The organism is Paenibacillus sp. FSL R7-0198 (assembly GCF_038000415.1).
Taxonomy (GTDB): Bacteria; Bacillota; Bacilli; order Paenibacillales; family Paenibacillaceae; genus Paenibacillus.
Window position 1 is genome coordinate 5,762,679 of the sequence record NZ_JBBOCB010000001.1, and the last position, 20,662, is coordinate 5,783,340.

The following is a 20,662-nucleotide window of genomic DNA, read 5'->3' on the forward strand; positions in this document are numbered from 1 at the left end:
GCCGTGGTTTAACCACTTCGGTCGCTTATTCACAAGGAAAGGGGAAAAGCAAAATGATTATTAATCATGCGTCGATCGATGCACATATCGTGAACGAAACGAGTTCCCGGAAGATCTTGGGTATGGGCGGTACATTAATGATGGTGGAGGTTACCTTTGCTAAAGGTGGTATTGGAGAAGTTCACTCCCATGATGCGCACGAGCAGGTCAGCTATATCGTCATAGGCAGCTTTGAGGTACAGGTCGGTGAAGAAATTCACATCTTAAAAGCAGGGGACAGCTTTTATGCCGGTTTTAACGTCCCGCATGGGGTCAAGGCACTGGAGGACTCCGTCATTCTGGATGTGTTTACCCCGTTCCGTCAGGATTTTCTTGAGGCGTCCCAATGAGCGATTTTTACCTTTCGGCAACGGATCTGCAACGGGCTGCCCAATATTATGAAAAACATTTTCCGGAAGAAGCCCGAAATTCGCTCACGATTGCCAATCGTGCCATCCTGAATGAATTTATCGTTCCTTATACCAACGATCTGAATCGCTGGATTCCGATGGGGACACCCGTGGACTGGCTTCACAATCCGACCGATGATCTGGAGTTCACATGGGGCATCAATCGACACTGGCATATGCTCGATCTGGGAAAGGCATATCTGATGAAGGGCAATCCGCTATATGTAACAGCATTCATTGACCATTTTCGCAGTTGGAGGCGACAGAACCCTGTACCTGTAAATGTGGTTTACGACGAGGCCGTGTTCTTTCAAAAACCCGGTCCATGGCGCCTGCTGGAGACGGGACTACGCGTGCAGTCCTGGATATCGGCATATAAATATATGGAAGCGAGTCCGCTGCTGGACGAAGGTTTTCAGGCGGAGTTTCGTCAAGGTCTGGACGAGCACGCCGAGTTTTTGACCCGTTATCTCGGCAGCACGGAAATCAATCATGCCATTATGCACATGCAAGGCTTGTTCATGATTGCTACGTTCTACCACCAGCACCCGCGAAGTGCATACTGGCGTCAAGTGGCGATGGAACGTCTTGAGCTTTGTTTGCTGCATCAGTTGGGTGAAGAAGGGATACAGGTTGAACTGACAACACATTACCACAATGCCAGCATCGAAATGTTTGGCACGCCTTATCGGTTGGGCGAGATTTCAGGGCATCCTTTCTCGGCATGGTATGCCCGCTGTCTGCGCCATATGGCTGCATTTACTGAGGCGCTGATTCGACCAGATCATCAGTCTACCGGTATTGGTGATTCGGATTGGGTTGGTGATGGACGACAACGACTGACCTTGCTTGGAGCGATCCTGGACGATGATGATTTGATGGCTCGCGGAACAGATAGCTCAGAGTGTCTCTGGTTGCTGGGTGTGGAGAAATATGAGCGATGCCTCCGACTACAGGCTGCTTCTTCTCCGGCGTTGTCGAGCCGAGCCTTTCCGCAGACAGGATATTATGTCATGAGGGACAAGTATCAATATCTTTTTTTTGATGCAGCTTCCATGGGCGGAGCACACGGACATGCGGATGCGCTGAATGTGGAGTGGATGTGGAAGAACCAGCTTTTCTTCACGGACACCGGACGTTACACGTATGAAGAAGGGGAATGGCGGAGGTATTTCAAAAGTACACGGGCGCACAATACCGTCACGGTGGATGGTCTGGATCAGACACCTTATCTCTCCACACAGCAATGGGGTGAGCCGGAGGCTCAGGCCACAACGCTACGTTGGGAGAGCAATGACAGCTATCACTTCATTGATGCTTCACAGGATGGATATACGCATTTGCCAGATCCAGTTACACATCGTCGGTGGATGCTGGCAGGGGCCGAAATTCCTATATTAATAATTGTAGATTGGCTGGAGGCAGATGCAGAGCATACGCTGGAGCAACGTTTTCACCTTCATCCGCAAGCGGATATTACACTGGGAATGAATAAAGCTGGAGAAATGACGGCGGATATGAGCTATGAGGCATCTTCCATAACGCTTACGATGCAATGGGTTACGGCAGGCATTGGGAAGGGAGCCTTCGAGTTGACGGAGCAGCCCGGCTGGGTATCTGAGGTGTATGGTTCCAAGTCGGAAACATCGGTCATCCAAGGCAAGGCTGATTTCTCAGGTAAAGTGGGAATTCTGACGTTGTGCCTGCCCGCGGATCACACAGACCAGGTTACACGTATTACCACATGCCAACTAGAACCTGACCTGATGAGATTGACATTATCTTATGTGCAAGGTGAGGAAAAAGGGTATATTGTGATTGACAACGACACGCTGCAATGGACGAAAGAACAGAAATAAAAAAACAGTGAAGCAGGAGTCTATGCTCGCACTTGGCGAACATAGACTCCTGCTTTTTCTAATCCATTCACTTGACTTTCCTTTTTCTTTTTACTCTGGCGGATTTTTGCGAAACGGGCTTGGGAATGGCTGACTTTTTGGACATTCCGGGAGGTTTGTTGCGATATACCCATAAGGCGTACTCCAGCGGTTGAGTGATGGCTTTATAATAGATATCCCGCTCCCCGATGCGAGCGAATACTTCACGCGCAGGTTTGGGATTAACTTCAAGCAGGTAGATACGTCCGCTTCTGTCAATCGCCAAATCCAGTGCCAGCTCACACAGGTCACCATACGTATCTTCCAGAAACGAAGCAACATCAATACCAAACGTCTCTGCAGTTGTGTTAATTTCTGCCCGGAGGTCGTCATCTTCGATCCATTGCTTCATGAGTCGGTTCATCGCTATTGCCTGACCGCCGCCATGCAGATTGGAGGTCACGCTTTTTTCTGCACCCATGCGTCCAGCACATCCAGTAAGCTCCCATTGTCCTTCACCGTTTTTCTGAACGAGCATGCGATAATCATGCACACGTCCATTCGGAAGCTGAAGTTGAATGCCCTTTTGTACAAGATACTTGTCTTTCATGTTCCAGTGCTGGAGCAAAGCGCCAAGTCGTGATAAATGAACTTTACGGGGAGTGATGATACGACGCTTCTGATCCCGCCCCTGAACAAGCACCGTATTCGCTTCGCTACTGCTGCGTTCAATGCGCAGTATACCACGTCCGCCTGTTCCATTAATGGGTTTGAGGTAGACCAGAGAAGAAACTTTGAGCATCCGGTTTACATCGGACATATCCTGAAATAGAGCGGTTTCCGGCAGGTGTTCACGAAAATTGGCTTTTTGTAAAAGGGTCTGGTGGATGGTCCATTTATTGCGCAGTGGCCTGTTCAGAAAGAGCAGATGCCCATATTTCTCACGAAAGGCAAGCAATTGCTGGAACCTTCGGTTACGCTGAATCCGGCAACGATCAAAGATCAGGTCCGGGAATGATCGCCACTCCCTGGACCAGCCTTTTCCCTCATGAAAAACCATGGCTTCAATTTGTTTGCCGCCGGGGTGTACGTCGGCTGGTGTGAATACATAGATATCGAGTCCCCGCTTGCGCCCTTCAAGAATCATTCTGCGATAAACGCTTCGTTCTTCAAGAGCGCGATGTTCATTTAAGTACAACGTCATAATGCCCAGAACAGGTGAGGACACAAACAATCACCTTCTTTTTGCAGTATTCCTGTCTATCATCGTTTGGACTGACGGGCAAGATAAGCGCTGTAGTGAAATATACGTTCCAATGACCGCCGTCTGATCTGTGGTTCATCAAACTTCATGGGCTTTGCATTGGCTTCGAAGAACCAGAGTTCCCCCAGGTCATCAATGCCCAGATCCATGGACATTTCTCCGAGCGTGTAACCTGATCCCCGTTCTACCTGTCTTGCGATCATTAATGAAGTGGATTTCACACGTTTCATAAGGGTTGTAGACATTTCTTCGCCAAAAAGATCGGTCAGAAGCTTCTCAGGGTCTTCTACGCTCCCGCCGCGTGGCACATGAGTTGTAATGCTGCGGGAGCCAGCAAGTCTCGCTCCTACACCCGTTACGCTCCATTGGCCCTTGGTGTTCTTTTGTACAAGAACACGCAAATCGAAGGGGCGTTTACGAGAGGATGCCAGTTCAATGCCTTGTTGCATGATATAGGGCGTATGTCCGGTTTCTTTGCGAATTCGTGCCCATAACTTGGCAAGTGTAGCTGCTTTATAGGTCGTGCTTCTACGTGTGGTTTGTATTTTGAGTCGATAAGGAAGCCGTTCTTTTTCCTGGAATTTAAGCATCATGATTCCTTTGCCAGCTTTGCCGCTCTCGGGCTTAAGGTACAGATAGGGATACGCCCGTAAAACGGCACCCAGAGAAGAAGCACTTCGCATCCGCCGAGTGTAAGGGATCAGTTGCTGAGTCGATTTGGACTTCTTGAGCCATTCGAACAGATCCCATTTGTTAAAAAAGAATGGGTTATACAGTTCGATTCCTGATTGCATGCATTCGTCAATTTTGCGCTGAACAGAAGGTTTTCCTTCGTCTTCCCGGTTGGGAATACGATTGTACAGAACATGGGGAAGGGGGAAAGGTTGTGAAACCCACTTTCCACTCCCCTTGTTGTACGTGTATCCTTTCACGGTGGGACCACTCACGTTCAGATCCCGTACAGTTACAATGTACACCACGTATCCCATGCTCTCGCCTGTCTGTAAGATATCCTGAAAATTTTGATGATTTCCCCTGAACATGCGCTGTTTATCATGCATGGTCAAAACAGCAATGACAGGTTTAAAATCATCATGGAGGGTCATCAAATCTCTTCCTTCTTCCGGAACTTGCTCAAATACAGGCAGTGTTCCAAGATGTGCTCCACCGACGATTTGCCCTCCACCCGGAGTGAAGGGTGACGGAAAATGGAGCGCCCGGGTTTGGCGTTCGCTTCGAACATCCATACATGTTCCTCCTGATCAATGCCCAGATCAAAGCCAATCTCACCAATCAGATGCTGGTGCTGGGTTTCAATCGCCTGGGCCAGTGTAATAGCGACGGATTTGGCCTGCTGAAGAACTTCTCCCGCACGATCGCCGAAGTTGCGACTGAGCGCCTGCTCAGGAGTCATTAGGGAGCCGCCATTTTTGATGTGTGTTGTGACGCTGCCACGTCCTGCCTTTTTGGCTCCAATCCCGACAACAACCCATTGATTGTTACCGTTTTTGTGCATGTGAAAACGGAAATCAATTGGACATTCATCAATCTCAATTAGACGTATTCCCTGCTGAACTACATATCCTCGTAGCTGTTTGCCATGTCTACCCTGAAGCATGCGCATCAGACTGTTGAAGGAACCAAAACGCAGGAGTGCATTACCGCCTTTTTTGCGATAACGTGCGAAATATCCGCGTTTCGGCGAATAAGTCAGGCGGTAGATCCCGTTCCCCAGACTTCCTGCAGTAGGCTTATAGTAGACGAACTGATGGCGTTCCAACATTTCCTTCATCTGTTCAACGGACGGATTGGTAATGGATTCCGGGATATACCGTCCTGCTGCCGGCTCGTTCTCCAGCAACGTATAGATATCCGATTTGTTGAAGAAGCTCCAGTTGAAGAACGGAATTTTTCTGCGAACAAATCGTTCCCGCAGTTGGTTGATGGCTGGTGAGAAATCTGAACGACGGCTGGGTAACCGGTTGTAGACGACATCGGGCAGAGGTACCGTTCTACGGGTGAAGCTTCCGTTTTCATTCAGAAAAAAACCGGATACCGTCTCATTCTGCCAATTGATATCCCGGGGAGTAAAGGCATAAATATAAGATTTTCGGCTGCCTTCACGGAGTAACTGTTTGATGAAACCAGTACGGGAACCGAATGGATTCGTGCTCGTCGCAGGCCCATCAGAGAGTACGCCGATCAGTGGACCTAACTGGACCTCATCATTTTGCAAATTCCGGAGATAAATGCTGCCCCGTTTGGGAACGTTCATCATATTACGGATACCTGAAGCGAGATACAGATGTTTACCTGCTTTTTTGATTGGTTTGATCGTTGCAGGTACCCGGTCACGCCCGAAGCGAAGGTGCACCGTTTTTTTGCCGGACAGGTTGAGGCTCTTCATTAAAGCGTTGGATACATAAACCACTTTATCCGGTTGCTTGGTGAAATGCAGATTGCAAAAGGTCAAACTCATGATTTATCCTCCTATCCTGAAAAGATCCTTGGGCTCCATGGCAAGCGGGCGCTGCGGGCCTCAGCCGCCGTGAATCGGGATGGGTTTCAGGCCAGCTTTGCTGGATGTATTCGGCAATTTCATTGGACGAAAGACGTCCGTGAGAACATGTTGTTGCAACAGATAACGGGCATAGGCAAGCGGCCGGGTATAAGTCAGGGTATGCATGCGTCGGTCGCCCGCTTCTGCGAATGAGGTGCGGCCTGGTTTGGAGTTGACTTCAATTAGCCAGAGTTGGCCCTCTGCATCTGCTCCGAAATCAAGCCCCAATTCGGCTAACCTGCCGAAACGGCTTTCCAGCAGGGTGGGGATAAGAGCAGCAGTCTGCCGGATGCTCTTCAGCAGAGTTTCCGTGCGGATTGTTCCATATCGCTGGAGCAGATATGCGTGGGCAGGATATGCTTTACCCCCACCGTGAAGATTGGACGTGAGTGAACCTTCGGGTCCTTCCCGTACCATACATCCGGTAAGCGTCCAGCGACCTTGCCCATTCTTTTGCATTAGAGCCCGTATGTCGAATGCTCTTCCATGATGGCTAAGCTCCAGATATGGCTGCACGATCATCTTACGCTCAGCCTGATGTAATGCTAGCCAGGAAGATACAGCCTGGGTATGGTTGAGTGTAAGAAGAAAGGGTTCATTGTCCTCGTTACGCCCCTCCACGACCCATGTTGATGGAGTCGCTCCCTGAGACAGGCGAAAGGTATTTTTGCCATGAGTCCCGGATACCGGTTTGAAGAACAGTCCTCTGGGCCAACGGTCCAGCCATGTTTCCCAAGGAATATGCGATCCTATCCGGGTTGTGGGAGCAAGTTGTGACCTCAATTCAGGATTTCGGGACAACACACGATGTACCTCCCATTTTCCTGGAAGGGAAGCAGACCAATAACGGTGTTGATCTGTGCCGTTGGTTGGTATCCATTCCTTAAGCTGTTGTCTGACGTACCTGGAGATAGGGCGAAGACAACGATCCATAATGAGATCGACTGCAGGAACAGGTGCCGAATTCCACTTCCCTTGATGATAGGCATATCCCCATTGAAGAGGGAGATGGACTGCATCATTCGATATCGGGATCACAATAATCTGAAGGGCGTATCGCATGCTCCCCAAACTGAGACGACGGCAGAAAAGTTCATCTGTAAAGGGAGGTGAGCCTTCGGTTGCACGTACCAGAATGGCCAGTGTCTTGGTCTGAGATGATGGAAACATTACGCTGCACCTCTCCTCTATGAAATAACTTTTCAAAAACCCGCCAGGTACGTAGAGTATTCAAGCATGGCTTTGACGGAAGGGCGGATCTTGCTCTCACTCAGTGGTGTATTATCATTCTTGGATGGTTTGGAGTTGACTTCCAGCAGCCATACGCGCCCAGTGGTGTCCAGAGCCAGATCAATACCAAGTTCACCAAAATGAGCAGGGATGGCACTCTCGATCCCTTTTGCGATATCCAGTGCTGCGGTGTGCAATCCTGCATACGCGGAAGCTTTGGCTGATCCAGACAACTGTGTTTTGGCAACAGCATCCTTGACGGTGCTGAGACTTCCACCCCGTGCCAGATTGGATACGTAGTGACTCCCGCCCGCAATCCGGGCGACGATGGAGGTTACACTCCATTTACCTGTACGGTTTTTTTGCACGAGCGCACGGAAATCCACGGGTCTGCCACTGTTGTCAATGAGAGTCAGCCCTTGTTGGATCTGATAACGCGTTGTTTTCATTTTCCCAGACATACTGGCATACAGTTTATCCAGAGAAGTATACGTTTGTTTCCGGGTACCCCCGACGCCAGTCGCCAGAGTCAGGAAGCTTCCGTCAGTCTGACGTGAGACCCGGATGATCCCTTTACCCAAAGAACCGCGTACGGGCTTCAGAAATACAACCGGATGTCGGTTGCACATCGTCTTGAGCATGGCGGACGTCTTGAGCAAATGAGACTCGGGAAGAACTCGTTTAAGCGTTGAAATGGACTTGAGTGCGTCAAACACTTCGTTTTTGTCCAGAAACTTTTCATTGAAGGTTTGCGTGCCGTAGAGCGATTTTACTTCTTTCATAAAATGCTGTACGCTAGGTTTGTTCTCAAGCTTGCGGGACGTTAGCCGGTTATTGACGACGTCTGCTACAGGCAGAACAGTCTTTTTCCAGCCGTCATCATACACCCAGCCTTTCATATAACCCGTTACCGCTCCAATATCCTCCGGTGTGAAAAAGGATACATAGGCGCCTTGCTTACGGCAGGCGTTCACCAGTTCTTGACAGAACATCGTGATGGAGCCAAAGGGCCGATCGGGCTGATCGGGATAATCCTGGCTAACCAGTACACTGATGTAGGGTCCAAGGCGAAGCGTACGGCTGGCTGAACGATAGGATACCCTCAGGACCGAACGTGGAACGAGACCGGTCTTGCTGGCAACTGTCTGATTGATGCGCAGCCCGTCATACCTTGGTACCGGAATAACAGTGACTTCGCGGCGGAAAGAGCCAAATTGCAGCTGAAGCGGCCTTCCTGAAGGGATTTTAAGCGCCTTAAGCACCCCTTCGCCCAGCATGATGACGTCGTCCTGCAGGATGCCCGAGCCGGTAACCTGAATCGTTACTTTTTTAGTGGACATCACGGATCTCCTTCCGGGCGGCAACTTGATGTCTGATCTCGAAGTTGAACGGCATCTGAACATGGCATGTGCTTCATCATATGAGGACATATAACCCTTGGTGATTGACCCATATGGATTAAATGCATTTGATTTCGAGGCAGGTTATTGATGGCCTGTTTCAGATCGCCCTTGTTTGGCAGGAGAGAAAAGCGTGTATTAACACGGATGAACAAACCAATCTGAGGAGGAATAATAGTGAACATTTATGACAAAGCCAATGATTTGGCCAAAGCACTGAGAGAAAGCAGCGAGGTGGAAGAGATTACTTCCGCGATGAAGCTGATTGAAGCTGATCCGGATGCAAAAGCAATGCTGGATAACTTCCGTGATCAACAAATGGAATTGCAACAACGTATGATGAGCGGGGATATGCCAGCTCCGGATGAGATGGAGAAAATGGAGAAACTGTTTGAAGTACTGAGTTTGAATCTGAACATCCGTCGTTTGTTTGATGCGGAGCGTCGCCTCAGTGTCATCATTGAAGACGTGAATAAAATTATTGCTGATAGCCTGGGTCATCTGTACGGTGGCGCTGAAGCGTAAACGCTTGTCTTGTTTTTTTACCTGAACCTTTCATATTAGCTCCTTATCGTTCATAGACTAGACATATAGAGTCGATCAAGAACGAAGGAGCTGTGAATGGTGAAAAGGTTGAAAAAAGCAAAACATGTGATCTATCTGCTTATTGCGTTGTCGATGCTGGTCATTGCACTGCCGCGGATTTCCTTTGCTGGAGGAATGGACTGGGTTAATATTTTTGGCATCGTATGGGTGCTGTTCTCCTTATTAATCGTTGGTGCACATCTGCATTTTATTCTCGGTGTGGATGAAGAGAAGAAGCGTGCGCTGGAAGCCGTTCGCCGGGCGAAGCTGCGGCAGTGGGAGATGAAACTGCTGGACAAGCAGGAGCGGAGCGAATCTGTATAAGGTACAGTATGAGATCCAACATGGAAGACCGGAATCCCTTGACACAAGGGGCCCGGTCTTTTTTGGTTCATACCGAATTAGAGGTTAATCGGATGATTAAATTCAGATGGCGAACTTGCCAATGAGAATGGGGTAGGGGTGGGGTTATTTTCCTAAAGCCGTGTTATAATAGATACAGTATAGTACAGATGCATCTTCGGGGGTGGTACAGTTGGACGGACAGGAAGAGAACGTAACGAAGCATGAACAGTTACTTCAACATATTGAACAACTGAAGGTTGGCAGCAAAATATCAGTACGTGGACTTGCGCGGGAGCTGGGTGTAAGTGAAGGGACAGCGTATCGTGCGGTGAAAGAGGCGGAGAACTTCGGGCTGGTCGTGACCAAGGAACGAATTGGAACGGTGCGGATCGAGAAGAGACCTCGGGGCATGTCGGAACAGTTGACCTTTGCTGATGTTGTGACCATTGTGGAGGGTCATGTGCTGGGGGGTAACGAAGGTCTTGCCAAACCGCTGCATAAGTATGTGATTGGCGCGATGAAAGAACAGGCAATGGCCCGTTATATTGACGCTGGGAGTCTGCTGATTGTGGGTAACCGTGAAGATGCTCACTCGCTTGCCCTCGAACAGGGAGCGGGCGTGTTGATTACGGGTGGTTTTGGGACAAGTCGTGAAGTAAGAATTATGGCTGACGAGCTTGGGCTACCGATTATTTCATCCAGACATGATACATTCACGGTGGCTTCGATGATTAACCGTGCGATCTTCGACCGGCTGATTAAGAAAAAAATTATGCTTGTTGAGGATATCATTGGTCAGAAACCTCGTTTGCAGGTGTTGAAAGTCACCAGTTCAGCTGCAGATTTTCATATGTTGGTATCGGAGACGGGCGAACATCGCTTCCCGGTGGTGGATGAATGGAACCGGGTCATCGGGATTGTGAGTCTGAAGGATGTCAGTGAGCTGAAAGAAGATCAAAGTATTGAGAAATGCGTGATACGCCGCCCGATTACGGCCTCATTGCAGACATCTCTTGCTTCTGCTGCCCAGATTATGACCTGGGAAGGCATCGATTTTCTGCCCATTGTGGATCGGAATCGCAAACTGATTGCGTCCGTCACACGCAAGGAAGTGCTTCAGGCGATGCGGGATGCACAGAAGCAGCCACAACTGGGAGAGACGTTTGATCATCTGATCTGGAACGGGTTTGCCGAGGAGCGTGGTGAACAGAACGAATTGTTATTTCACGGATTCATCATACCCCAGATGGCAACGGATCTGGGTACGATTTCCGAAGGTGTTCTGTTGAATGTGATGACCCAGGCTGGCCGGCGGGCAGCGTGGGATGTTACAGGGAACGACCATGTGCTGGATAATGTAACGACTTATTTTGTTCGACCGGTACAGATTGAGGATCAGATCCTGGTTCGACCGTTAATTCTGGAAACCAGCCGTCGAACGTGCAAAATGGACATTGTGGTTACCCGTGAAGGCAGTGTGGTATGCAAAGCGGTAATGACATTGCAGTCGATTGACCATGCCTAATAGGGTACGTTGCCTCGGGCATATACAAAGAGAGTACTCCCTGATCGAGAAGCTCTGCCGGGTTGCGCTGTCGCGCGGTTCTGGCTTCGCTTAATGAAGGGAAGTACTCTCTTTTTGCAGACACAACAATAACACTTCAACGAATTATGCAGATTGTCCAGAGGTTTTACCTGATCCATTATTGGACCGTTGTTGAAGCCGTGCATAATAACTGCGATTACGTATTCCGGCAAATACATTATACGCACCCATAATTAGAAATAGCGCTTCCACAATTACAGATAAAGTGGAACCCGTGAATACAAACATCAGGATCAGGGCAAGAACAACAAGCATGCCACCCATCCAGATATTTGTCCACGAACGGTACAGACCGGCGCTGGCAGCATCCGAGCTTCTGTGTGAACGAATACTGTTCAACGCTGCAAAAACCATGGCAACAGCAAAGATGGCGATTAGAGCATATTTGAGTACATCAATGAACACAAAGACGCAGCTCCTTTTCTGGAAAGCATTTACTGCCCTTATTGTACCATGCAGAGATGCAGACAAGGGCAGTTTTTTGCTATTATCCTTGTGTTACGCAGGAACGTGCATGCGAATCTGTACCCAAACTTGCAGTACGCCTTCCATAACCAGCATCGTTTTGACCTGAACGGTGTACTCCTTTTCCCTGACCGAGTACACTTTCTGATTCAGCATGATTCGCGTCATTTTGCTATACTCATCGATGTTGAATACATCTCTGCCCCGAAGTACCTCAAGTTCGTCTCCGAGCTTCTGTAACATCACTTTCAGAGAAGCCTCGTCTGGCCCCTTATCCGATTCTTCTGCACGGACCTTGATTTCCTTGATAACGGTTTGGCGTTTACTGTATTTTTTCAGCGTTTTGATATCCTCCTCATTCTGATGCAGCTGAAGCTGCAGCTCCTGATTGTTCAGCCACAACGCATTGTAACTCAGGTGAAATACGCCGTTGTAGACGACACATCCAGCGATCATTCCCAGAACAAACACAGCGGTCATTCGCATCAGCGGGCGGTAACGAGAAAATGGCGGAACTCTCATGAACGCTGTTCCTGTCTCATATTAGCTCCGGCCTCCGCCGCACACCCATTTCACCAGCTCGGTTCCCATATGCGCGCCCATAAAAGCAGAGATCAAATACAGGATTTGTTTGACCGCCGGAGACAAGTTACCATCTAAGAAATTGCTCTCGATGACACGCATGGGGTCTATTGTGCCGCCGACAGCGGCTGCGAGTGCCCATATCTTTATTTTCCCAGAAATATCGAGCATCGTCTGTGTCGGAGGCTGAAGAGAGATCACGGCTCCAATACCTCCGATCATCGCGCCGCCCAGCACGATTCCAAACGCAATAAAGAAATCAAGAATGGCTTTGGACAAAAATGTGCTCACTGGCAACACCCCTTTCAGACCTAGCAGCACACCTCCTGTCTTCGGTCTGTCACAGGGGGAGCGGCTTGTACTTCTATTGTATGGGCGTGCCCCCGAACGTTATGATAAAATAGAATAATAAAGTCTCCTTTTAAGAGGTTGTTACAAATTCTAATATGGGGATTCCATTTTTTATTTATTTAATTCATATATATGAGATAGATAGGCTAGCAGTGGGATCAGAAGATCGATGCTGCGACTATCTGCGGCGAAAGGAAGAAAAAAACATGAGTTCTTTTGTGCATTTGCACGTTCACAGCGAATACAGTTTGCTGGACGGCGCTGCGCGTATTCCGGATCTCGTGAATAAGGCTGCAGATCTCGGAATGACGACACTTGCGCTGACCGACCATGGCGTGATGTATGGTGCAATTCCTTTTTATAAAGCATGTATGGAGCGAGGCATCAAGCCGATTATAGGTTGCGAGGCATACATGACAGCAGGGTCCCGCAAAGAGCGGGGAAGCCGCAAGGATCAACCGATTCATCATTTGATTTTGCTGGCCAAAAACATGACGGGTTACCGTAATCTGATGAAATTGTGCTCGATTGGACATCTCGAGGGCTTTCATTACAAACCCCGTGTAGATATGGAAAGTCTGGCTGCCCATCACGAGGGCATTATCTGTCTAAGTGCGTGTCTGGGTGGTGAAGTACCACAGCATCTGCTGCATGGGAGAGAAGAAGAGGCAAGACGTGCGGCGTTACGCTACAAACATATCTTTGGTGCCGACTTCTATCTGGAACTTCAGGATCATGGGCTTTCCGAGCAAAAAAGGGTGAATCCGCAGTTGATCAAACTGGCGGCTGAGCTTGAGATTCCGCTTGTAGCGACCAATGATGCGCATTACCTGTCGGAAGAGGACGCGGAGCTTCAGGATGTATTGATCTGTATCGGAACGGGCAAGACCGTGGATGATGAGAATCGGCTCCGAATTGGAACGAATCAGCTCTATCTGAAAAGTGAAGAAGAGATGGCTCGTTTGTTTCCGCATGTACCGGAAGCTCTGGCGAACACCGTCCGCATTGCGGATTCCTGTGAGTTGAAGCTGGAATTCGGCAAATCGATTTTGCCGGAATACAGACCGCTTCCCGATGGACTCAGTCCTTCGACGTATCTGCGTCAGCTGTGCGAAGAAGGAATGGAGGAGCGTTACGCGCAGTCCACACGTTGGACAGACGCGGAGCTTCGAGCTGAACTTGAACAACGACTGGCGTATGAACTCGGTGTAATCGACAGCATGGGGTTCTCGGATTATTTCCTGATTGTTTGGGATTTTATCGCCTATGCGCATAAACAAGGCATTGTTACTGGACCGGGCCGGGGCTCCTCGGCAGGTAGTCTGGTAGCGTACACGTTGCACATTACCGATGTTGACCCGATGAAATATAATCTGCTCTTCGAACGATTCCTGAATCCCGAGCGGATCTCCATGCCGGATATAGATATTGACTTCAGCGATGAGCGGCGGGATGAGGTCATTGATTATGTCGCGCATAAATATGGCAAAGCCCATGTTGCCCAGATTATTACGTTTGGAACGATGGCTGCCCGTGCAGCCGTGCGTGATGTTGGACGGGCACTGAATGTGCCTTATGGCGAAGTGGACAAGGCTGCAAAGCTGATTCCGGCACAGCTCGGCATTAACATCGAGCGAGCCATGGAAGCTACACCTGAGCTGAAGGCGCTGTATGAAACCAAACCCAAAACGCGTGAACTGCTGGATATGGCGATGAAGGTCGAAGGTATGCCACGTCATGCTTCAACACATGCGGCGGGAGTGGTCATCTCCCGTGACCCGCTGACTGATGCGGTGCCACTTCAGGAGGGCAGTGAAGGAACAGCGTTAACCCAGTATTCCATGGAAAACCTGGAGTCTATTGGGCTGCTTAAGATGGACTTTCTTGGTTTGCGTACCCTCTCAATTATTGAGCGGTGTGTACGCTGGATTGGGGAACATGGAGAAATTCCGGATTTCCGCCTTATTCCCGATGATGATCCGTTAACGTACGAGATGCTTGGGAAAGGGGACACGATGGGCATATTCCAACTGGAATCTGCCGGGGTACGCCGTGTGCTGAAAGAGATGAAGCCAAGTAGTTTTGAAGATGTAATCTCGGTACTTGCCTTGTACCGTCCGGGTCCGATGGAGTTCATATCCAAATACATTCAGGGCAAGCATGGACAGATTGAAGTGGATTACCCCCATGTGGATCTGGAGCCTATCCTGAAAGATACGTACGGGATCATCGTGTATCAGGAACAAATCATGCAGATTGCCTCCCGGATGGCGGGTTTCTCGCTGGGTGAGGCAGATTTGCTCCGCAGAGCGGTCTCCAAGAAGAAACGGGAAGTGCTGGATCTGGAGCGTGGACACTTTGTACAAGGCAGTCTGAAACAAGGGTATAGCGAGGAAGAGGCAGACCTGGTCTATGATATGATCGTCAAGTTTGCCAACTATGGCTTCCCGCGTGCTCATGCCGCGGCATATGGTGTGCTTGCGTTCCAGACGGCGTATCTGAAGGCACATTATCCAGTTCATTTTATGGCATCCATGTTAACAGCCGTAATGGGTAGTCATCGTAAAGTGGCAGAGTACGTGGTGGAATGTCGGCGTATGGATATGGAGGTGCTTCCTCCGGATGTGAATGAGAGCGGTATTCTGTTTACACCTGTATTTGTGCCGTCCGGCCGCGCAGGAACTGGGGATCAGAGCAAGGTATCGCAGCAGAATGCGGGAGCAGATGCAGAGAGTGACGCCGGAAGCCCGGCCGAAGAACATGCCGCGAACGGTAACGGGAGTTCCTTCAGGGAAGATCGCGTTCATGAGCAAGATGGGGATTCGGGACAAGCTGAATATGGTGAAGCACCTCTGCCGGATGATCCTGGTCCTGAACCGGAAGAGGACAATGGCGGATATGAGTGGCAAGCAGCGACATCGATGCCTGAGGCATCTGACAACCGGAAGGAACCGGGATTGGTGATGGCTTCTTCAATGGAAAATGGAAAATTTGAAGGACAAGAGGCGTCTTCCTCGCGCGTGGAGCAAGGTGAACAGTCCTCTGCGGAGAAGAACGTTGCAGTGTCTAATGATAGTCCGGATGAGGAAAAATTAACGGGTGCAATACGATTTGGTCTGGCCGCTGTGAAAAATGTCGGTACCCAGGCAATGGAAAGCATTATGATCGTAAGGCAGGAGAGACCGTTCGACAGTCTGCTCGATTTTTGTCGTCGTGTGGATCTGCGTGTATGCAACAAACGGGTGATTGAATCGCTGATCCAGGCCGGAGCTTTTGATACATTACCTGGTCACCGGGCCCAATTGCTGGCGATGCTGGATGAAACTGTTGAGGCGGCGTTGAAATGGCGCAAGGAACGTGAGGATCTGCAGATTCAATTGTTCGACTTTGTTGAGACGCCAAACTGGGAGATTGAATACCCGGAAATTCCTCCTTATTCCTCAGGGCAGCAACTGGAGCTGGAGCGTGAGTTGTTAGGCTTGTATCTCTCCGGGCATCCGCTGGATGACTATGAAGATGTGCTGGAATCGAGTGGGGCTGACCGGATCATGGAGCTGACCGAGGCGGCAGACGACACGATGACCGTCGCCGCGGGTATGGTTGTGTCTGTGAAGTCGATTACGACGAAACAGGGCAAGGCTATGGCGTTCATGGAGCTGGAAGACCAGATCGAACGCTGTGAAGTGGTTCTCTTTCCCGAGGTATGGCGGCGTAGCCAGCAGCATGTCGGGAAAGGTGAACTGCTCGTCGTGCGTGCCAAAGTGCAGCAGCAGGACGAAGGGTTTAAGCTGCTGGCTGAGGAAGTGCTGCCGTTGTCACAGGCGGCACTGGAGCAGCAGCTGCGCAGCCGTGACCGGCGCGGCAAGCCCGGCAGCGGCAGCTCTTCGCGCCCGGCGCCGGCGGCTTCGCCGCGGCGGCCAGCGGGCGCAGGAGCCGAAGCGCAGCGCAGCAGCGCAGGCGGGGATGCTTCCGGTGCGCGTAGCAGCGGGAGCCAAGGCTCGGCAGCGACGCGCAGCGATGCGGCGGGTACGGGCGCAGCCACGGCGGCGGCTTCCCGGCCTGGCGGTGCCGCTGAGGCGGCTGGCAGCCCGGCGCAGAGCCGCGAACCGCGGGCCGTGGAGCAGCGGGTGTTCGTGAAGATTGCCCCGCATGCGGAGAAGCCTGAGCTTCTGGCACGTCTGAAGCAGCTGCTTCAGGAGCATCCCGGACCTGTGGCGACAGTGCTCTTCTATGAGCAGCAGCAGAAGTTGCTTGCGCTGAGTGATACCTACCGGATTAAGCCATCACCAACCTTGTTCTCCGAGATGGAGAAAATGCTGGGTGAAGGCACGGTCAAAATTAAATAAGAGGCTGTCCCGCAAGTGATAGCTCTTATGCATAATATAAAACCTGTTTGGCTAAATGCTGAACAGGTTTTTTGGTGATTATTTTAGCGCGGTTTCCTGACGACAGGGTTTAAACAAACGAATTGCAGACTTGTTATAGGCCAGCTACAGTTCAGCGCTGAATGTACAATCCTGCAACATGTCCATGGTGTGAAATGGTCTCAACCATCCGCACATTTTATGAACATTTTAACAGGTTGCTGCATACACTTGAGAACACCGAAGGACCTAGCGGTCCTCGGGGGATTGATGCGGGAGGTCGAGATATGTCATATGAAATCGTAGAAGCCATGCTGGCCCGGCGGGGTGTACGGATTGATGCAATCGCAGCAATTGTATACCGTCTGCAAAAAGGGTACCACCCCGAACTGACCTTGGACGACTGTGTAACCAGCGTGAAATCCGTTCTACAGAAACGAGAGGTGCAATATACGCTCTATACCGGTATTGCTCTCGACGAACTTGCGGAGAAAAAACTCTTGCCCCAACCGTTACAGGCTATTATGGAAGCGGATGAATCCCTGTATGGAGTGGACGAGACTCTGGCCCTCGGCATTACTCATGTGTATGGTATGATCGGTTTAACCAGCTTTGGTTATCTGGATAAAGAAAAAATAGGTGTAATTCATGATTTGAACGAACACACAACAGCCATTCATGTCTTTTTGGATGATCTGGTCGCAGGGGTGGCGGCTGCCGCATCTGCCCGGATTGCACACAAAAATATTAAAGCCAAAAAATACCCCTCAGACCTGTAACCCCCTGTATTTCCATGCTTATATGCTGTTGTCACTCCAATGGCTCGTATGAAGTCATCAAGGGCGGCCAAGGCTGCCCTGATAGGCTTGATGCTGCTTATCGATGGGTATCAACAAGAAGATTTCGTCAACCATATGAGTTATTCGTGGGGGACAAACGTCCCTCATGATCCCGAATTCTCCCCAAAGGTCCCGAACCCTTTCTTGCAGAAAAAAAGTGAGGTATGTTATCATTAGTCCAATATACGGGCTCTGAACATTAGCTTAGGGGGCGGACAAGGCATGTGGACGGTGATTTACATTGCGCCGACAGCAAAGGTTGCGGACAAGATCAAGACCAAGCTTTCGGAAGAAGGTTTTCTGGTACAGACCCGTCCCATCAGTTTATCCAAGCAGCAATTTGAGATTCGCGTCCCTTCTGGGGAATTGGAAGAGGTTCAGGAAGTGCTGAATTCCATTCTGCATTCCTGATTCGTTCGACATCAACGTGCCTTGGCAGATGAAGAAGTACCATCGGTACATAAGGGACTAATCGCGTAAGCGGAGAGAGGAATCGACTTGCATGTATTGTATGCTGCTGTCCTTCCTTCTTTTTTTGTTAGGACAAGGACCGATCTGGTTGCTCCCGGAGACCCTACCAAGATAGATTCAAACATCGGCGCAACAATCTTTCGGTTTTGCAGGTAACATCAATCGTGCTGACAGAAGCCGCTGATCCTTGCCCTGTACCGGCGGATTTTTTTGTTGTGAATGCTGGACAAGGCCCATGGCAGCGTGTGGGTCGTAAGCGGTTTACCGTAGCACGCGGATGAAGCTGCCACAAGCAGCGCTCTGCAGGTTGCGGCCATCAAATCAACGGCTGGAGAGGTGTAGTTGTGTTCAAAGATATATTCCAGAAGAAACGGAAGTACGCTACCATACCTTCCGAGCGTGCACTTCCCGGCGAAGGCCAGGAAGTCCTAGAACGCCCAAAACGTGAAATACCTGAAGGGCTTATGAACAAGTGCAGCAAATGCGGCACCATTCAATATAGCAAGGAATTGGAGAAAAATCTGAAAGTATGTCCTGCCTGCGGTTACCATATGCGTCTTAACGCTATGGAACGCATTGCTATGGTACTTGATGATCAAGGATTTGTTGAGTTTGACGCTGATATGATATCGGTTGATCCACTTGGCTTTCCTGGATATAGCAACAAATTGGAGCAACAACGTCTGAAATCGGGCCTTAAGGAAGCGGTAATTACAGGGGAAGGAACCATTGAGGGCCTGCCTGTAGTTGTGGCTGTCATGAGCTTTGATTTCTTCACAGGCAGCATGGGTTCTGTTGTAGGGGAGAAAATTACCCGTGCCATTGAGCATGCAACAGAGAAGCGCTTGCCAATGATTATTTTCTCCACATCAGGTGGTGCCCGGATGCAGGAGAGTATTCTCAGCCTCATGCAAATGGCCAAAACAAGCGCAGCTTTATCCCGTTTGGATGAACAGGGCGGGCTGTACATTTCGGTCATTACGGACCCAACGACAGGTGGAGTCTCGGCAAGTTTTGCGAGTCTGGGCGATATTAATATTGCCGAACCTGGCGCTGTATTTGGTTTTGCCGGCAGAATCGTTATCGAACAGACGATCCGTCAGAAGTTACCTGATGATTTCCAGACGGCTGAATTTAATATGCAGCATGGTCAGTTGGACATGGTTGTGCACCGGAAAGAACTTCGGGCCACTCTTGGCAAGCTTTTGGATATGCATAGTGAAAAAGGAGGGGTCTAAATGGCGGGTGAGTTGCCATATGAAGCGCCTCTGGTTGAGATGCGCAAAAAGATTGATGAACTCGTACAGTTTGGACAGGAAAAAGGCATCGACTTCACGGACGAGATTGCCCGCCTGGAAGAACGTTACCATAGACTTGAAGAAGAGATCTACACTGGCATAACAGCAGCTCAGAAGATGCATCTGGCGCGTCATCAGCAGCGCCCAACAGCGCTGGACCTGATCCAGCTGATCTTTACAGACTTCATTGAGCTGCATGGTGACCGCATGTTCGGAGACGATCTTGCGGTTGTTGGGGGACTTGCCAAGTTGAATGGAAAGACAGTAACGGTAATCGGACAACAGCGGGGGAAAGACACGAAGGATAATATCGCCCGCTTTTTCGGCAGCGCTCATCCAGAAGGTTTCCGAAAAGGACTTCGTCTGATGAAACAAGCGAACAAATTTGGCCGTCCTATTATTACGTTTATTGATACTAAAGGGGCGTATCCGGGTAATACTGCAGAAGAGAGAGGTCAATCGGAAGCGATTGCTCGCAACCTGATGGAAATGGCGAAGCTATCGGTTCCTGTTATTGTTGTGGTCATCGGCGAAGGTGGAAGCGGCGGTGCCCTCGCTATGGCTGTGGGTAATCGTGTGTTGATGCTGGAACATGCGATCTATTCGGCAATCTCTCCGAACGGCGCTGCTTCGATTCTCTGGAAGGATGCATCCAAGGCAGATCAGGCGGCTGAAGCGATGAAAATAACAGCCAAAGATCTGCTGGAGATGGAAGTCATTGAAGAGATCGTCCCTGAGCCACGCGGCGGTGCTCATCGGGATTATGAAGCGTCTGCTGCTTTCATCAGTGAAGCTTTGGTCCGTCATCTCGACGAGATGAAGGGTTGGAGCGGGGATCAGCTGAAGCAAGATCGTTATGAGAAATTCCGTAAAATTGGATCGGTCACGTTTGAACCTCAAGCATCCATTGAAGCTCCTCAAGAGCTTGTAGAAGTCGATGTAGCGAGTAATTTGTCGGGAAATGCTGAATAATGTG

Annotated in this window: 19 protein-coding genes; 11 read left to right on the forward strand and 8 right to left on the reverse strand. The window is 49.9% G+C overall.

The window, feature by feature from the left end:
* Nucleotides 1-53 precede the first annotated feature (53 nt).
* Entirely contained in the window at nucleotides 54-389 is a 336-nt protein-coding gene (locus MKY87_RS25300) for a cupin domain-containing protein (RefSeq protein ID WP_340966704.1), read from the forward strand.
* On the forward strand, nucleotides 386-2,308 hold the full coding sequence (locus tag MKY87_RS25305; protein WP_340966706.1) for an alginate lyase family protein: 1,923 nt from the start codon (nucleotides 386-388) through the stop codon (nucleotides 2,306-2,308). Before MKY87_RS25300 ends, MKY87_RS25305 begins: the two co-directional genes overlap by 4 nt.
* Before the next feature lie 67 nt (nucleotides 2,309-2,375).
* Here MKY87_RS25305 and MKY87_RS25310 read toward each other — a convergent pair whose 3' ends face one another.
* Genes MKY87_RS25310 through MKY87_RS25330 form a run of 5 tightly spaced genes read right to left on the reverse strand, consistent with a single transcriptional unit; the run spans nucleotide 2,376 to nucleotide 8,720 of the window.
* Nucleotides 2,376-3,554 (reverse strand): YheC/YheD family endospore coat-associated protein, encoded by a 1,179-nt coding sequence (locus tag MKY87_RS25310; protein ID WP_338593321.1) that lies wholly within the window; start codon nucleotides 3,552-3,554, stop codon nucleotides 2,376-2,378.
* 35 nt (nucleotides 3,555-3,589) lie between these two features.
* Complete coding sequence (locus tag MKY87_RS25315) at nucleotides 3,590-4,696, reverse strand: YheC/YheD family endospore coat-associated protein (protein ID WP_338593324.1); 1,107 nt, start codon at nucleotides 4,694-4,696, stop codon at nucleotides 3,590-3,592.
* The gene (locus MKY87_RS25320; protein WP_338593327.1) at nucleotides 4,696-6,069 is read right to left on the reverse strand and encodes a YheC/YheD family endospore coat-associated protein; all 1,374 of its coding nucleotides are present in this window, start codon (nucleotides 6,067-6,069) and stop codon (nucleotides 4,696-4,698) included. Before MKY87_RS25320 ends, MKY87_RS25315 begins: the two co-directional genes overlap by 1 nt.
* 60 nt (nucleotides 6,070-6,129) lie before the next feature.
* A complete protein-coding gene (locus tag MKY87_RS25325) occupies nucleotides 6,130-7,320 on the reverse strand; it encodes a YheC/YheD family endospore coat-associated protein (RefSeq protein ID WP_340966708.1) in 1,191 nt (396 codons plus the stop codon).
* A gap of 32 nt (nucleotides 7,321-7,352) precedes the next feature.
* Nucleotides 7,353-8,720 (reverse strand): YheC/YheD family endospore coat-associated protein, encoded by a 1,368-nt coding sequence (locus MKY87_RS25330; protein ID WP_074094376.1) that lies wholly within the window; start codon nucleotides 8,718-8,720, stop codon nucleotides 7,353-7,355.
* Between the two features lie 237 nt (nucleotides 8,721-8,957).
* On the opposite strand from MKY87_RS25330, the gene MKY87_RS25335 reads away from it, so the two are divergent.
* From MKY87_RS25335 to MKY87_RS25345, 3 genes are all read left to right on the forward strand, one after another.
* A complete protein-coding gene (locus MKY87_RS25335) occupies nucleotides 8,958-9,305 on the forward strand; it encodes a YlbF family regulator (RefSeq protein ID WP_036609862.1) in 348 nt (115 codons plus the stop codon).
* Nucleotides 9,306-9,404: 99 nt separating this feature from the next.
* The gene (locus tag MKY87_RS25340) at nucleotides 9,405-9,689 is read left to right on the forward strand and encodes a hypothetical protein (protein ID WP_085981456.1); all 285 of its coding nucleotides are present in this window, start codon (nucleotides 9,405-9,407) and stop codon (nucleotides 9,687-9,689) included.
* A 211-nt stretch (nucleotides 9,690-9,900) separates the two neighbouring features.
* Nucleotides 9,901-11,235, forward strand: a complete 1,335-nt coding sequence (locus MKY87_RS25345; protein WP_339784856.1) for a DRTGG domain-containing protein — start codon at nucleotides 9,901-9,903, stop codon at nucleotides 11,233-11,235.
* Between the two features lie 144 nt (nucleotides 11,236-11,379).
* Here the strand turns inward: MKY87_RS25345 and MKY87_RS25350 are convergent, their stop codons facing one another.
* The 3 genes from MKY87_RS25350 to MKY87_RS25360 form a co-directional block, all read right to left on the reverse strand.
* Nucleotides 11,380-11,721, reverse strand: coding sequence for a YtpI family protein (locus tag MKY87_RS25350; RefSeq protein ID WP_338593339.1), 342 nt, complete (start codon nucleotides 11,719-11,721; stop codon nucleotides 11,380-11,382).
* Between the two features lie 93 nt (nucleotides 11,722-11,814).
* Nucleotides 11,815-12,303 (reverse strand): hypothetical protein, encoded by a 489-nt coding sequence (locus MKY87_RS25355; protein ID WP_036609856.1) that lies wholly within the window; start codon nucleotides 12,301-12,303, stop codon nucleotides 11,815-11,817.
* A gap of 21 nt (nucleotides 12,304-12,324) precedes the next feature.
* On the reverse strand, nucleotides 12,325-12,654 hold the full coding sequence (locus tag MKY87_RS25360; RefSeq protein ID WP_026081169.1) for a YtrH family sporulation protein: 330 nt from the start codon (nucleotides 12,652-12,654) through the stop codon (nucleotides 12,325-12,327).
* Between the two features lie 266 nt (nucleotides 12,655-12,920).
* On the opposite strand from MKY87_RS25360, the gene MKY87_RS25365 reads away from it, so the two are divergent.
* From MKY87_RS25365 to MKY87_RS25390, 6 genes are all read left to right on the forward strand, one after another.
* A complete protein-coding gene (locus MKY87_RS25365; protein WP_340966710.1) occupies nucleotides 12,921-17,060 on the forward strand; it encodes a DNA polymerase III subunit alpha in 4,140 nt (1,379 codons plus the stop codon).
* Between the two features lie 305 nt (nucleotides 17,061-17,365).
* Nucleotides 17,366-17,857 (forward strand): phosphatidylglycerophosphatase A family protein, encoded by a 492-nt coding sequence (locus tag MKY87_RS25370; RefSeq protein WP_036609851.1) that lies wholly within the window; start codon nucleotides 17,366-17,368, stop codon nucleotides 17,855-17,857.
* A gap of 282 nt (nucleotides 17,858-18,139) precedes the next feature.
* Nucleotides 18,140-18,328, forward strand: coding sequence for a hypothetical protein (locus MKY87_RS25375; RefSeq protein WP_017689496.1), 189 nt, complete (start codon nucleotides 18,140-18,142; stop codon nucleotides 18,326-18,328).
* A 206-nt stretch (nucleotides 18,329-18,534) separates the two neighbouring features.
* A complete protein-coding gene (locus MKY87_RS25380; protein ID WP_268801799.1) occupies nucleotides 18,535-18,669 on the forward strand; it encodes a hypothetical protein in 135 nt (44 codons plus the stop codon).
* A 63-nt stretch (nucleotides 18,670-18,732) separates the two neighbouring features.
* A complete protein-coding gene (gene accD / locus MKY87_RS25385; RefSeq protein WP_339240998.1) occupies nucleotides 18,733-19,626 on the forward strand; it encodes an acetyl-CoA carboxylase, carboxyltransferase subunit beta in 894 nt (297 codons plus the stop codon).
* Nucleotides 19,627-20,658: an acetyl-CoA carboxylase carboxyltransferase subunit alpha gene (locus tag MKY87_RS25390; protein WP_315936561.1), complete on the forward strand. Its 1,032-nt coding sequence runs from the start codon at nucleotides 19,627-19,629 to the stop codon at nucleotides 20,656-20,658.
* Nucleotides 20,659-20,662 lie beyond the last annotated feature (4 nt).